At 40.7% G+C, this 12,794-nt stretch carries 7 protein-coding genes; 6 read left to right on the top strand and 1 reads right to left on the bottom strand.

Going from position 1 to position 12,794, the window contains the following annotated elements; translation table 11 throughout:
- Positions 1-77: 77 nt before the first annotated feature.
- The 6 genes from H4J63_RS00290 (at position 78) to H4J63_RS00265 (ending at position 10,466) form a co-directional block, all read left to right on the top strand.
- On the top strand, positions 78-1,052 hold the full coding sequence (locus H4J63_RS00290) for an aldose epimerase family protein (protein WP_024606514.1): 975 nt from the start codon (positions 78-80) through the stop codon (positions 1,050-1,052).
- 187 nt (positions 1,053-1,239) lie between these two features.
- Positions 1,240-3,987, top strand: a complete 2,748-nt coding sequence (locus H4J63_RS00285; protein WP_182193727.1) for a TonB-dependent receptor — start codon at positions 1,240-1,242, stop codon at positions 3,985-3,987.
- A gap of 192 nt (positions 3,988-4,179) precedes the next feature.
- On the top strand, positions 4,180-5,706 hold the full coding sequence (locus H4J63_RS00280) for a tryptophan halogenase family protein (RefSeq protein ID WP_182193725.1): 1,527 nt from the start codon (positions 4,180-4,182) through the stop codon (positions 5,704-5,706).
- Between the two features lie 12 nt (positions 5,707-5,718).
- Positions 5,719-6,480, top strand: coding sequence for a SapC family protein (locus H4J63_RS00275; RefSeq protein ID WP_182193724.1), 762 nt, complete (start codon positions 5,719-5,721; stop codon positions 6,478-6,480).
- Positions 6,481-6,533: 53 nt separating this feature from the next.
- Positions 6,534-8,012, top strand: a complete 1,479-nt coding sequence (locus H4J63_RS00270) for an SLC5 family protein (RefSeq protein WP_182193722.1) — start codon at positions 6,534-6,536, stop codon at positions 8,010-8,012.
- Between the two features lie 321 nt (positions 8,013-8,333).
- Positions 8,334-10,466 carry an alpha-galactosidase gene (locus tag H4J63_RS00265; RefSeq protein WP_182193719.1) on the top strand — a complete coding sequence of 711 codons (2,133 nt, stop codon included), beginning with the start codon at positions 8,334-8,336 and terminating at the stop codon, positions 10,464-10,466.
- A gap of 196 nt (positions 10,467-10,662) precedes the next feature.
- Here the strand turns inward: H4J63_RS00265 and recG are convergent, their stop codons facing one another.
- Positions 10,663-12,744 carry an ATP-dependent DNA helicase RecG gene (gene recG, locus H4J63_RS00260; protein WP_182193717.1) on the bottom strand — a complete coding sequence of 694 codons (2,082 nt, stop codon included), beginning with the start codon at positions 12,742-12,744 and terminating at the stop codon, positions 10,663-10,665.
- Between the last annotated feature and the right edge of the window lie 50 nt (positions 12,745-12,794).

Genomic DNA, 12,794 nt, shown 5'->3' with positions numbered 1-12,794 from the left:
ATATACTATTTATATTATATATTGTTGCGCCGTTATAACAGGAAATGTTAATTCGGTAATTTGATTGGAGTATGCGTGTGACATCTATTGCCAGTAACCAGCCTTTACAAGTTATTCAGCTCAGTGATGGTGAGAATTTAGCAGCTGAAATTTTGCCGTTTGGCGCAATAATAAAAAGCATTAAATTTAAAAAACAAGAAATGACGCTTAGCGTCGATGACCCTCAATACTATCTTGAAAACCCATTTTACTTAGGCGCTACAGTAGGTCGATACGCTAATCGTATTGCAAAGGGGCGTTTTAACTTATCTGGTACGCAGTATCAACTAGAGGCAAATAACGGTCCTAATAGCCTACATGGCGGTGTTAAAGGTTTTAATAAAGTACTTTGGCAAGTAACTAAACAAACTGAAAGTGAAGTTGAGCTTTATTATTGCTCGCCCGACGGCGAACAAGGTTTCCCCGGTGAGTTGCAGGTTTGGCAAACTATTAGCGCTAAAAACGGCGAGCTTACTCTGCACTTTAAAGCGATAACGAATAAAGAAACGCTCGTTAACTTTACCAACCATTGCTATTTTAATCTTGATGGCAGTGAGTCAATTAATGAGCATCTTGTTCAAATTAATACCGATCGTTACCTTCCTATTGATACAACTAGTATTCCACTTAATGAAGCCGCTTTAGTTTGCGGTACCTGCTTTGACTTTAGTAAGCCAGCTCAAGTTGGTGAGGCCTTAAGCGCCGTTCATCCTCAGCTAGAAGCTGGAAATGGCTTTGATCACTGCTATATTTTTAATGATGACAGCAGTTTAAAGACGATGGCTACATTAACTTCGCCACACACGAACGTTAGTTTAACCCTTAAAAGTACGCAGCCAGGCATGCAGCTTTATACCGCAAACTTTGTTGGTTCGCCTTTTAAAGCACGGCAAGCTTTGTGTTTTGAAGCGCAAAATTGGCCAGATGCGCCAAATCGTGAAAATTTTCCAAAGGCTAATTTATTGCCAGCAGAGAAATACGAACAGGTTATTATTTACGCTTTTTCTGAGTAAATACAGTTCTTTAATGTTAATTAAAAGAAAATCAAAAGAAAATATACGGTAATTAAATGCTATCCATAATTAAGGAAAAGGTTGCACTTTTTGCCGGTTTAAAGTATTTATAATATAAATAGTATTTGAAACTATACGCACTACCACAACGACACAACGACTACACACAATCAGGAGTTTTTAAAAAATGATAATTAACAATAAGTTATCGTTCAACAAGAAAACCGCGCTCAGTATTGCTATCACTGGTATATTGGCAAGCGGAAGCGTTGCAGCTCAAGGCGCTGAAGGCAATACGCCTACAGTAGTAAATGAAGATGTTGAAGTTATCGCAGTAACGGGTATCCGCAGCAGCTTACGTTCATCAATGTTAGATAAAAAAGCATCTAATGTTGTTACAGACGGGATTAAAGCAGAAGATCTTGGCAAATTTCCTGATTTAAACGTAGCAGAGTCTCTGCAACGTATTACAGGTGTAGCAATTGACCGCAGTGGTGGTGAAGGCCAAGCGGTAACTATTCGTGGTTTTGGTCCACAATTTAATACTGTACTTGTTAATGGTCGTCAAATTGCGACAGACAGTGCAGGTCGTGAATTTAATTTTGATGTATTAGCGGCAGATCAAATCACCGGTGCTGATATTTATAAAAGTAATACAGCAACGCTTCAAGAAGGCGGCATTGGTGGTACGGTTAACGTAACTACAGCACGCCCTTTTGATTTTGGTGGTTTACATATTTTAGGTTCAGTTAAAGGTATGTACGAAAGCCTTTCTGAAGAAGTATCTCCATCAACATCATTTTTAATAAGTAATACGTTTAACGATGACAAGCTAGGTGTGCTTTTTGCCATCACTAATCAACAACGTAAACTTCAAAATAACCAAATTTTAACGGCAGGTTGGCGCGGTGGCCAAACAATATCTAACCCAACTGATGGTGTATTGTTTGAAAATGCCTATATTCCACGTAACTGGGACCAAGTAGTTGATGAGCAAGACCGCGAGCGTACAAATGCAAGTTTAGTACTTCAATATGCACCATCTGACGATGTTACGATTACTGTTGATGGTATGATTTCAAAATTCGAAGTTGACTCAACAGTACGCGATTTAGCATCTTGGTTTGAACCAGACCGCGTAGGCAGTGCAACGATTGATCCAGAAACAGGCACTCTTTTAACTTTCTCTCAAGAAGTTGGTTTAGGCGCGCCAAGTGGCGACCCTGCAAGTGACTTAGTATCGCATACACGTAATTCACGTGATGTAACTAATAAAGCATTTGGTATTAACGTAGATTGGCAAGTAAACGAGTCATTAAAAGCTAAATTTGATGTATCTCGCTCAACAGCCGAAAACGACCGTGCTGGTAGAGATCGCTTTAACGTTGTAGGTGTTATCAATAGCTATACTTTTGACGGTACAGGCAGCATTCCTACTGTACAGCATGACGGTTTTGAAAATGGTTCGTTGCCAGATCCAAGCCTAGCGCGACTTCATCACAACGAAATTGGTAATCAATTTACAGATGAAGATGAAATTACTGAAGTAAAAGCCGATTTTGAATATGTGCCAGATAAAGGCCCAGTAGAGCGTATTAACTTTGGTGCTTATCGCCAAGAGCGTGAAAAATCAAGCTTTCAAATCTTTGGTAGCCAATGTCAATTTTGTGGTTACGGTACACAAGCACCGCTTGATGAAATTGATTTTGAAGCATACACAGCGAGTAATTACTTCCCTGGTTTAATCGATACATTTTATAGCTACGATGGCGATAAAATGCTTGATTACTTAGCCGATCAAGGTTTTCCAGTAGAGCCAACGCTACAAAATAACCGTTACACAATTAACGAAGACATCACTAGTTTATACATGGACTTTACGCTTGGTTTTGACCTAGCTGATATGCCGGTAACCGTTAATATGGGTGCTCGTTACTCTGAAACCGATATTGAAGTTGCGGCAATACAAAGCTTTATTAGCGATGTAGTTCCAACTTCAGATGCGACATTGTTTGCTAACGTATTTGGCCCTGCGACTAATATTGAACAAGGTACTAGCTACTCAAACTTACTACCGTCTTTCAACGTTAAGCTTGAGCTACAAGATAATATGATTTTACGTTTTGCCGCGTACGATAGTATTACTCGTCCAACTATGTCTCAGTTATCTCCTGCGACAAACTTTAACGAACCACGTCGTCAAAACTTAACGGCAAGTGGTGGCAATCCAGCACTTAAACCATTCCAATCAGAAAACTGGGATATCTCTTACGAGTGGTACTACAACGATGCTAACTTATTTAGCTTTGCAGTATTTAGTAAAGAAGTTGACGACTTTATTGTTACGTTAACAGGTGCAGAAACATACGAAATGTCTGACCGTTCAGGTCCTGATTCTGCGTGTACTACATGTACAGACCAAACAGATGACGAACTTATTGGTAGCTCAGAAGTTTACACTGTAAGCCGTCCTCAAAATGGTGAGTCTGCAACTGTAACCGGCTTCGAAGTGGGTGTTACTCACATGTTTGAAAATGGCTTTGGTTTTATCGCTAATGCGACTGTTGTGAATAGCGACATTAGTGTAGGTGATGATACAACTCAAACATTTGCACTTGAAGGTTTGGGCGATTCACAAAACTTAGTATTGTTTTATGAGCAAGACAACTGGCAAGCACGTGTTGCATTTAACAACCGTGAAGGCTTTTTACGCTTAGTTGATAACGGCTTCAATGGTGAACCAGTGAACGTAGAAACGTACGGCCAGTGGGATATTAGTGCAAGCTATGATATTAATGAAAACTTCACTATTTTTGCTGAAGGCATCAATATCACTGAAGAAGAGTTAGTACAAACAGGTCGTTTTGCTAACCAAATTTATTCAGTGGAAGATAATGGCTCACGTTACGCGTTTGGTATTCGCGGATCGTTTTAATTAATGTTTGAGGCGAACTTCTCGCCTCTTGTTTCATTGCAGCACATTAGTGCTAATACCAATTAGGTTAATTTAACAGTAATGTATATTAGTTAACCTAATTGGCTAAAATGAATTCACATTAAATCAAAATGCCCTACCGGGCATTTGTTGTATAAAACGTTATCAAAGATACTCAAAGAGTAGTCCATTATGAATAAAACAATAAAAACAATCGCAGTAATTGGTGGCGGCACAGCAGGATGGTTGAGCGCTGCAATTATAGCTTCGTATCACCAAGGTCAAAATGGTGACGGCTTAAAAGTGATGTTGGTTGAATCGTCAGACATTCCAACTATTGGCGTAGGTGAAGGTACCTGGCCCACGATGAAAAACACACTTCAGCAAATAGGCTTGCGTGAAGTTGATGTGTTTAAAGCCTGTAATGCTACCTTCAAACAAGGCGGAAAGTTTGTAAATTGGACGCATGGCAATAATGACTTTTACTACCATCCATTTACTGTACCGCTAGGCTACGGCCGTATAGATTTAGCCCCATATTTAGATAATGTTGAAGACTTTGCACAGCAAACTAATTTTCAACATGATATTTGCGAAGCAAGCTTAGCCCCAAGAGGTATAGCGCAAGGTGAATATCAAGGTAACTGTAATTACGCTTATCACTTAGATGCCGGCGCTTTTGCAGAAATACTTAAACAGCATTGTAAAAGTAAGCTTGGCGTAGAGCATATTGTTGGTACTGTTGAACAGGTAAAACTTGATGACGATGGTGCAATAAATGAGCTTACTCTAAAAGATCAAACCCGCATTATAAGCGCCGATTTATTTATAGACTGTACTGGTTTTTCATCATTGTTATTAGGCCAAGCGCTCAACGTAGCGTTTAAAAAAATGGACCACGTGCTATTTAACGACAGCGCACTGGCGATGCAAGTCCCTTACGATGAAAACGATGACTCCTTAGCCAGCCATACCATAGCAACAGCGCAAAATGCTGGATGGATTTGGGATATAGGTTTAACGCATCGTCGTGGTGTAGGGCATGTATATTCAAGCAAATTTTTATCAGACGATGAAGCAGAGCAAAACTTACGAAACTATTTAGGCGATGCAGCAAACGGTTTAACTGCCCGTAAAATTAGCTTTGAGTCGGGCTACCGTGAGAAGTTTTGGCATAAAAACTGTGTTGCAGTGGGTATGTCAGCAGGGTTTGTAGAGCCGCTTGAAGCAACCGCTATTATGCTTGTTGAAATTTCAGCACGCTTTGTAGCAGAGCATATGCCAGCAGATACACAAGTAATGCCTATTGTAGCTAAACGCTTTAACGAGCAAATGGACTACCGCTGGCAGCGCATTATCGACTTTTTAAAGCTGCATTACATGTTAACCAAGCGCCCAGAACCTTACTGGCAAGCACATGTGCAGCCCAATACTATTCCACAAACCCTGCAAGAAGATTTACTGCTTTGGGGAAGCCGTGGCCCGCTTATTCAAGATTTTCATGGCGCATTAGAGTTATTCCCTGCTGCCAGTTATCAGTATGTTTTGTACGGTATGGGCTTTAAGCCTGACTTTACTAAACAAGCATATTTGTATTCACAACATGTGCAAGCCAAACAAATAATTGAACGTAACAGCCAGCTTACACAGCAGATGTTGCAAACTTTGCCGCCACACCGCGCTTATATTGAGCAGTGGTTAGCGGCTAACCCAGTTTAAGGATGTGTAACTATGGCTATTAGTGAACTAGTAAACACCAAACACCAAACATTAAAAATTAACCCTAATGCAGGTATTGAATATGCAAAAACGCAGCATTTAGTTAATTTAAGAGCAAATGAAATAGCAAAAGCAGCCTGCGACTTACCTATTTTTTTAGCACGAAATGCGCAAAACGGCAGTTATACCGTATCGGGTTTAACAAGCTTTAGTGCTGGGCAAAGTTTATTGGTTAATAACCACCAGTGGCAGGCGCTTTACACACCGGTATGTATGCAAACCCAGCCTCTTTATTTAATGACCCGTGAAGCAAATAGCAGCGACTACTTTATTGCGATTGATGATCAAAGCTCAGCCGTAAATACGCAGCAAGGCGAGGCACTATTTGATGCTAAAGGTAACCCAAGCTTATTTTTAAATTCACAGCAAAAGCTACTTGAGAGCGATTTAAAAAATGATTATCAAACGTATCAATTTACCCAGGAAGTAGCGCGCTTAGGGCTTATTAAAAACATAGATATTGTATTGCAGTTTGAACAAGGCGAAACCCAAACTATTCAAGGTTTGAGCACCGTTGATGAAGACAAACTGCAAACTTTAGATAGCGATACCGTTGCAAACTTACACAAGCAAGGTTACCTAAGTGTGCTTAACAGTATGCTTATTTCACTGTTTCAGTTAAATGCATTGGTAAAGCTGCACAACCAACGTCCCGAACTTATGCCTTTAAAGCAAATTAAGTTAGAACTAAGTCGAGATGCGCACGCGCTGTAGCGTGCACTTTTTTATTACACAGACATTGCGCGTAACGCGTAGGAGACACACACATGTCAGATAACATTTTACAGCTGGTGGTTTTTGTTTTTGTCACCGCTTTAATTGGTGGCCTTACTTATTGGAAATGCCGAGGCCAAAATCGTAATAACGGACAAAGCCAAACCAAAGAGTATTTTTTAGCGGGCGGTGGCCTTACTTGGATGTTTGTTGCAGGTTCAATAACATTAACTAATTTAAGTACCGACCAACTAGTAGGTATGAATGGTAACCAAATGGCTTTACTAGTTTGGTGGGAGTTTGCAGCAATTATAGGTTTGATTATTTTAGCCAAAGTGTTTATTCCTGTTTATTATAAATACAACTGTACAACGACCACAGAGCTTTTAGAAAAGCGCTATAACAACAAACATATTCGCGCTGTTATTGGGGGATTATTCTTTTTAGGTAATGCACTTATTTACATGCCAGCGGTAATTTACTCAGGTGCGCTGTTTATGCAAACCATGTTTAAGGTTGATATTCCGCTAATGTATATTGCCACCGCATTTGCCATTGTAGGTGCTATTTATGCGTTTTTTGGTGGTCTACGTGCAGTTGCAGTGTCTGATACTTACAACGGTTTACTGGTACTGGGTATGGCTGTTTTAGTGGTATTTTTAGCACTTAATGCGATTAATTATGACTTTACGGGTATTCCTGAGGAGCGCTTAACACTCATAGGCGATGCTGACTCACCTATTCCGTGGCCAACACTTTTAACCGGTATGATCTTTATTCAAATGTATTACTGGGGTACTAACCAAACAATTACGCAACGAGCCATGGCTGCTCCTAATGTTAAAGAAGCGCAAAAAGGTATATTTGCAGCTGCGGGTATTCGTTTTTTAATCGTCCCTGCAATTGTGGTATTACCGGGTATTATTTCGTTTAAACTTTACGGCGATATTGGCGACGCTGCTTATGGTCGAATTGTAGGTGATGTAATGCCAGCATGGTTAACCGGTGTGTTTGCAGCGGCAATGGCAGCCGCTGTACTCTCTACTTACAACAGCTTATTAAATTCAGCTACAGCACTATACGTGTGTGACATTCACGAAGCTTACTTTAATAAAGAGCCAAGTGTTGTAAAGCTAAGTGGTTACGTAACATTGCTACTAACAAGCTTAGCACTGGTACTTGTACCAATTTACCAGCAAGCCGACAGTATTATTAACTTACTACAGCAATTAAACGGCTTATTAAGTATGCCTATATTCTCAATTTTTGTAGTGGGCTTATTATTTAAAAATGTTGATGCACGTGCAGGTATTGCAGCAGTAATTTTAGGTGTTGTAATGTACGGCATGCTTACGTTTGCAAACTCACCACTACATACTGACATTCATTACATTCATTTAATGCCAATTACACTGATTGTATGTGTAGCTTTTGCATTGATAGTAAATAAAGTGGTATTTGGTTTGAATGCGCAGTGGGCAGGTAAAACACCGGCACTTGATGACGCAGGCCAAGCACAAGTACAAAAATAACGTATAAATAGTTTAAGCTGACAAAATCGGTCATGGGGAAACTCTGGCCGATTTTTTATATGTATTAAAAGCAACATGACAACTTCAAAGCTAAGGTTAGTTTAATACTTTTTATTACAGTGGTACTTCCAGTGAGTTTATCTGACTATTTGCGATGTAAAGACTATCAAAACCTAATTTATATGATATATACTATTATTATTGAATGTCACTGTCTGATCGATTGTGGCTCAAGCAAAGAGATACATTTAGTAAATAGTGTAGCTTACTAATTTTCGTTATATTTATAACTCACACAATGAATAAGAGGATAGGAAAATCATGGCCGACACTAAATCATTTTATCGATTAGACAGTGTAAACAGCACCGTTATTTTCGACTGCCAGAGCAAAACACCGGCGTTACTGTACTTTGGTAAACGCCTATCTGAGCAAACAACAGAAACAATGCTAACTCAGCTTGCTACGCGTCAAGAAGTAAAATGTGCCGTGGTTGAAGAAGCGCCTATTTCTCTATCTCCATTACTCGGTGAGGGCTTTACTGGTGCGCCAGGGCTTGAGCTAGTAAACGACTCAATCGCATGGTCAGTAGGGCCAGAGCTTCAAGAAGTGCGTCAGCCTTCAAGTACGACCGCTGAGTTTGTAAGCGTAGATAAGCTTCGTGGTATTGAAGTAGTGCACAGCATTACACTTGATAAAAACACTGATGTACTAAGCGCACATACTGTATTAACTAATTTAGGCGACTTACCGCTAAGCGTTAACTTTTGCGCAGCACCAACATTTCAGCTACCAGATAGCGTAAGCAAAATAGTGAGCTTTGAAGGTCGTTGGTCAAACGAATTTCAACGTCAGTCGGTTGATTTAGTTTTAGGCAGTTTTGTTCGCGAAAACCGTAAAGGCAAAACATCACACGATGTATTTCCAGGTTTATTAGTGCATAACGAAAATGCAGGCGAGCAACACGGCGAATGTTACGGCTTTCATTTAGGTTGGAGTGGCAATAATAAATTACGCGCAGAGCTTTTAGCTGAAGGTCGTCGTTATGTACAAATGGGTGAGTTATTACTTCCTGGTGAGCTTACGCTTGCTAAAGGTCAAACGTATCAAAGCCCGAGCATTTATGGCTCGTTTTCGAGTGAAGGTTTTAGTGCGCTTTCTCGTAATTTTCATCGTTTTGTTAAAGCTAATTTACTTAGCCAAGCACAGCGTGAAAAAACGCGTCCTGTGCATTACAACACATGGGAAGGCATTTACTTTGATCACGACGTAGACACGCTTAAGCAACTAGCCGACAAAGTAGCGCCGTTAGGTATTGAACGTTTTGTACTTGATGATGGTTGGTTTAAAGGCCGCCGTGGCGATAACGCTGGTTTAGGTGATTGGACAGTAGATTATAAAATTTACCCAAATGGTTTATCACCCGTTATTGATCATGTGAATAGCTTGGGTATGGAGTTTGGTATTTGGTTCGAACCAGAAATGGTCAACCCTGATAGCGATTTATACCGCGCGCATCCAGATTGGGTTTTAGGATCTGAAAACAACGAACAGTTAAGCTTTAGAAATCAGCTAGTACTTGATCTAACGCGCTCTGAGGTTGTTGAGTACCTATACAAAGCCATCGACGATATTTTAGTTGAATACCCAACTATTAAGTACATTAAATGGGACATGAACCGCGATATTAACCATGCGGGTAATTTTGATGGTAAGCCAGCAGTGCACCAGCAAACATTAGCACTCTATCGTTTAATTGACCGTATTAAAGCGGCGCACCCAGGGCTTGAAATAGAAAGCTGTTCGTCAGGTGGTGCACGTGTAGATTACGGCGTACTTGCACACACAGACCGTGTATGGACGTCAGATTCAAACGATGCGCTTGACCGCCTTGAAATACAGCGTGGATGTTCGTTCTTTTTCCCATCGTCGGTTATGGGTGCACACGTAGGCCCACGCGATTGTCATATCACAGGGCGTAATGTAAGTATTGAAATGCGTGCTGCGGTATCAATGTTTGGCCACATGGGCATTGAAATGGACCCACGTGAACTGAACGATCACGAATACAATGCACTTAAAGCGGCAATAGCACTTCATAAAGAGCATCGTGAGTTTATTCATAGCGCCGATTTATACCGCTTAGATAGCGACGATTTATCAATTAACTTTGGTTTAATCGATGAGCAAAAAACAAAAGCGTTATTTGCGTATAACAGCGTTCGTGAAACACCGCGTACAGCGCCTAATAAATTACGTTTTGTTGGCCTAGATGGCGATGCGCAGTACACACTTAATTTAGTGTGGCCGGTAAAATTTGAAGAGTATCGCCCATCTTCTATTGCTGCGGTAAATGGTCAAACATTTACAGGTGAAGCGCTAATGCAGTTTGGTTTACAAATGCCAATATCATTCCCGCAAACATCGCTTATATTTGAGCTTAACAAAGCTTAAATTTAACTAAGAGCAGTAAAAGGCGCTAATCGCTTTTATGCTGCTTAGCTTAGATATCAGTAGTCAGCTCTATATTGTTTAGAGCTGACTTTTTTATATCCTTTGTAAATGCTAACAAATAAATTTAGCATCCCTAACTTAGTAAGCTAATTTAGTAAATTAACTTAGTAAACTCAAAGTATCGAAAATAGAGTGGTTACGCTTGCGCGTAATTTTGCTTATTACCCAACCAACGTTGAATTAGTGGGTCAACAGCTTCAGGGTGTTGCTTAAGCATTTGCTGTGCAATCGGCCTAACTTGATTAAGTATGTGCTTATCACGGGTAAGATCTGCAATTTTAAACTCGGCTAACCCTGTTTGTTTTGTACCAAGTACTTCACCAGGGCCACGAATTTCTAAATCGCGCTCAGCTATCACAAAACCATCGTTACTATCGCGTAGTACTCCTAATCGCTTTTGAGCGGTGTGAGACAACGGTGCGTGGTATAAAAGTACGCAATGCGATGCCGTAGCGCCACGGCCAACTCGCCCACGTAATTGATGTAATTGTGCTAAGCCTAAGCGCTCGGGGTTTTCTATAATGATTAAGCTCGCATTGGGGACATCTACACCAACTTCAATAACCGTAGTGGCAACTAAAACATGTATATTACCTGCTTTAAACTCACTCATAATGGCTTGTTTTTCAGCTGATTTCATTCGGCCATGTACTAAGCCTACGTTTAGCTCTGGTAGCGCTTCTTTTAACTGCAGTGCGCTGTCCTCCGCTGCCTGGCACTGCAGTACTTCAGATTCATCAATAAGTGTACACACCCAATAAACTTGGCGGCCTTGCTCGTTACACGCTAATTTAACGCGAGCAATAATATCGTCTCTGCGAGTATCAGGAAGTGCCACTGTTGTGATTGGCGTACGCCCTGGTGGCAGCTCGTCAATCACAGAAGTTTCTAAGTCGGCGTAGGCGGTCATAGCGAGTGTACGTGGGATAGGTGTTGCGGTCATAACTAGTTGATGGGGGTAGCAATCACCAAACTTACCCTTTTCGCGTAGTGATAAACGCTGGTGGACACCAAAGCGATGTTGCTCGTCAATAACAATAAGCACTAAGTTATTAAACTTAACTTCATCTTGGAATAAAGCGTGAGTACCTACAATCATTTGCGCCTCACCAGAGGCAATTTTTTCAAGTGTTGCTACGCGCTCTTTGCCCTTTGTTTTACCGCCAAGCCACGCAACTGTTATGCCTAGTTGATTAAACCACGTTGTAAAATTAACACCATGTTGCTCTGATAAAATTTCAGTAGGAGCCATTAAAGCGACTTGAAAGCCCTGCGCAATGGCTGTTAGTGCACTAAGTGCTGCTACTAGGGTTTTACCTGAGCCTACATCGCCTTGTACTAAACGCATCATGGGATACGCGTGTTTCATGTCACCTTTAATCTCAGCAACTACGCGGCTTTGCGCATTTGTGGGTGCAAAAGGAAGTTGCTCTAAAAATTGGCTTTCTAATGTGTTTACCGGATTTAATGCCACGGCTTTAACTTGTTGCCCTTGCTCTCTTACTTTTAATAAGCTGAGATTTTGTGCAAGTAATTCTTCAAATACAAGGCGCTGTTGAGCAGGGTGAGTACCTTGTTCTAATGCAGTTACATCAACATCATTAGGTGGGCGATGCAGCAATAATAAGGCGTCGCTTAACGCCATACTTGATAGCTGCCATTTTGAAGGCAGTAGTTCTTCTACTGAATATTTGTGTAGTAAATCAATAGCCTGTTCGCTTAAAGCTCTAATCGATAGCTGCTTTAAACCTTCGGTTGTTGAATAAACGGGTGTTAATGTCGTCGCTACCGGCTGCTCGTTAGAGGTATCGCTGATGCTGTATTCAGGATGACTCATTTCAAAGCCAACACGGCCTCGGCGTATCTCACCAAAACAACGTATTATTTTACCTGCACTAAATGCGTTCTTTTGTGCGGCGGTAAAATTAAAAAATCGTAGTGTTAGCCTGCCAGTACCATCATTGATTTGGCAAACAAGCATGCGCCTTTTACCAAACGTTATTTGGCTTGTTTCAATTGTGGCTTCAACACTTACGTGGCTATGCAGTGACAACTCGCTAATCGCGTATAAGCGAGTACGATCTTCGTAGCGAAGTGGCAAATGAAAAAGCATATCTTGCACAGTTAAAATACCTAGCTTTAGCAAACGCTCAGCCATTTTTGGGCCGACCCCTTTGAGCTCTGTAATTGGGTATTGATTTAAGCTAGGTTTAGACAAATTGTATCAATCTTATTATTTGTGAGTAAGTTAAGTGTACTTACAGAGCT

This window comes from Pseudoalteromonas sp. 5Ae-yellow (assembly GCF_014077565.1).
Taxonomy (GTDB): domain Bacteria; phylum Pseudomonadota; class Gammaproteobacteria; order Enterobacterales; family Alteromonadaceae; genus Pseudoalteromonas.
Note: the sequence above shows the minus strand (reverse complement) of the source record. Positions and strands in the feature narration are given on the sequence as shown.

What these genes read in the sequence shown, in the direction of transcription:
- H4J63_RS00285 (WP_182193727.1), top strand. Translation starts at nt 1,240, where the DNA reads ATGATAATTAACAATAAGTTATCGTTCAACAAGAAAACCGCGCTCAGT.
- H4J63_RS00280 (WP_182193725.1), top strand. Translation starts at nt 4,180, where the DNA reads ATGAATAAAACAATAAAAACAATCGCAGTAATTGGTGGCGGCACAGCA.
- H4J63_RS00275 (WP_182193724.1), top strand. Translation starts at nt 5,719, where the DNA reads ATGGCTATTAGTGAACTAGTAAACACCAAACACCAAACATTAAAAATT.
- H4J63_RS00270 (WP_182193722.1), top strand. Translation starts at nt 6,534, where the DNA reads ATGTCAGATAACATTTTACAGCTGGTGGTTTTTGTTTTTGTCACCGCT.
- H4J63_RS00265 (WP_182193719.1), top strand. Translation starts at nt 8,334, where the DNA reads ATGGCCGACACTAAATCATTTTATCGATTAGACAGTGTAAACAGCACC.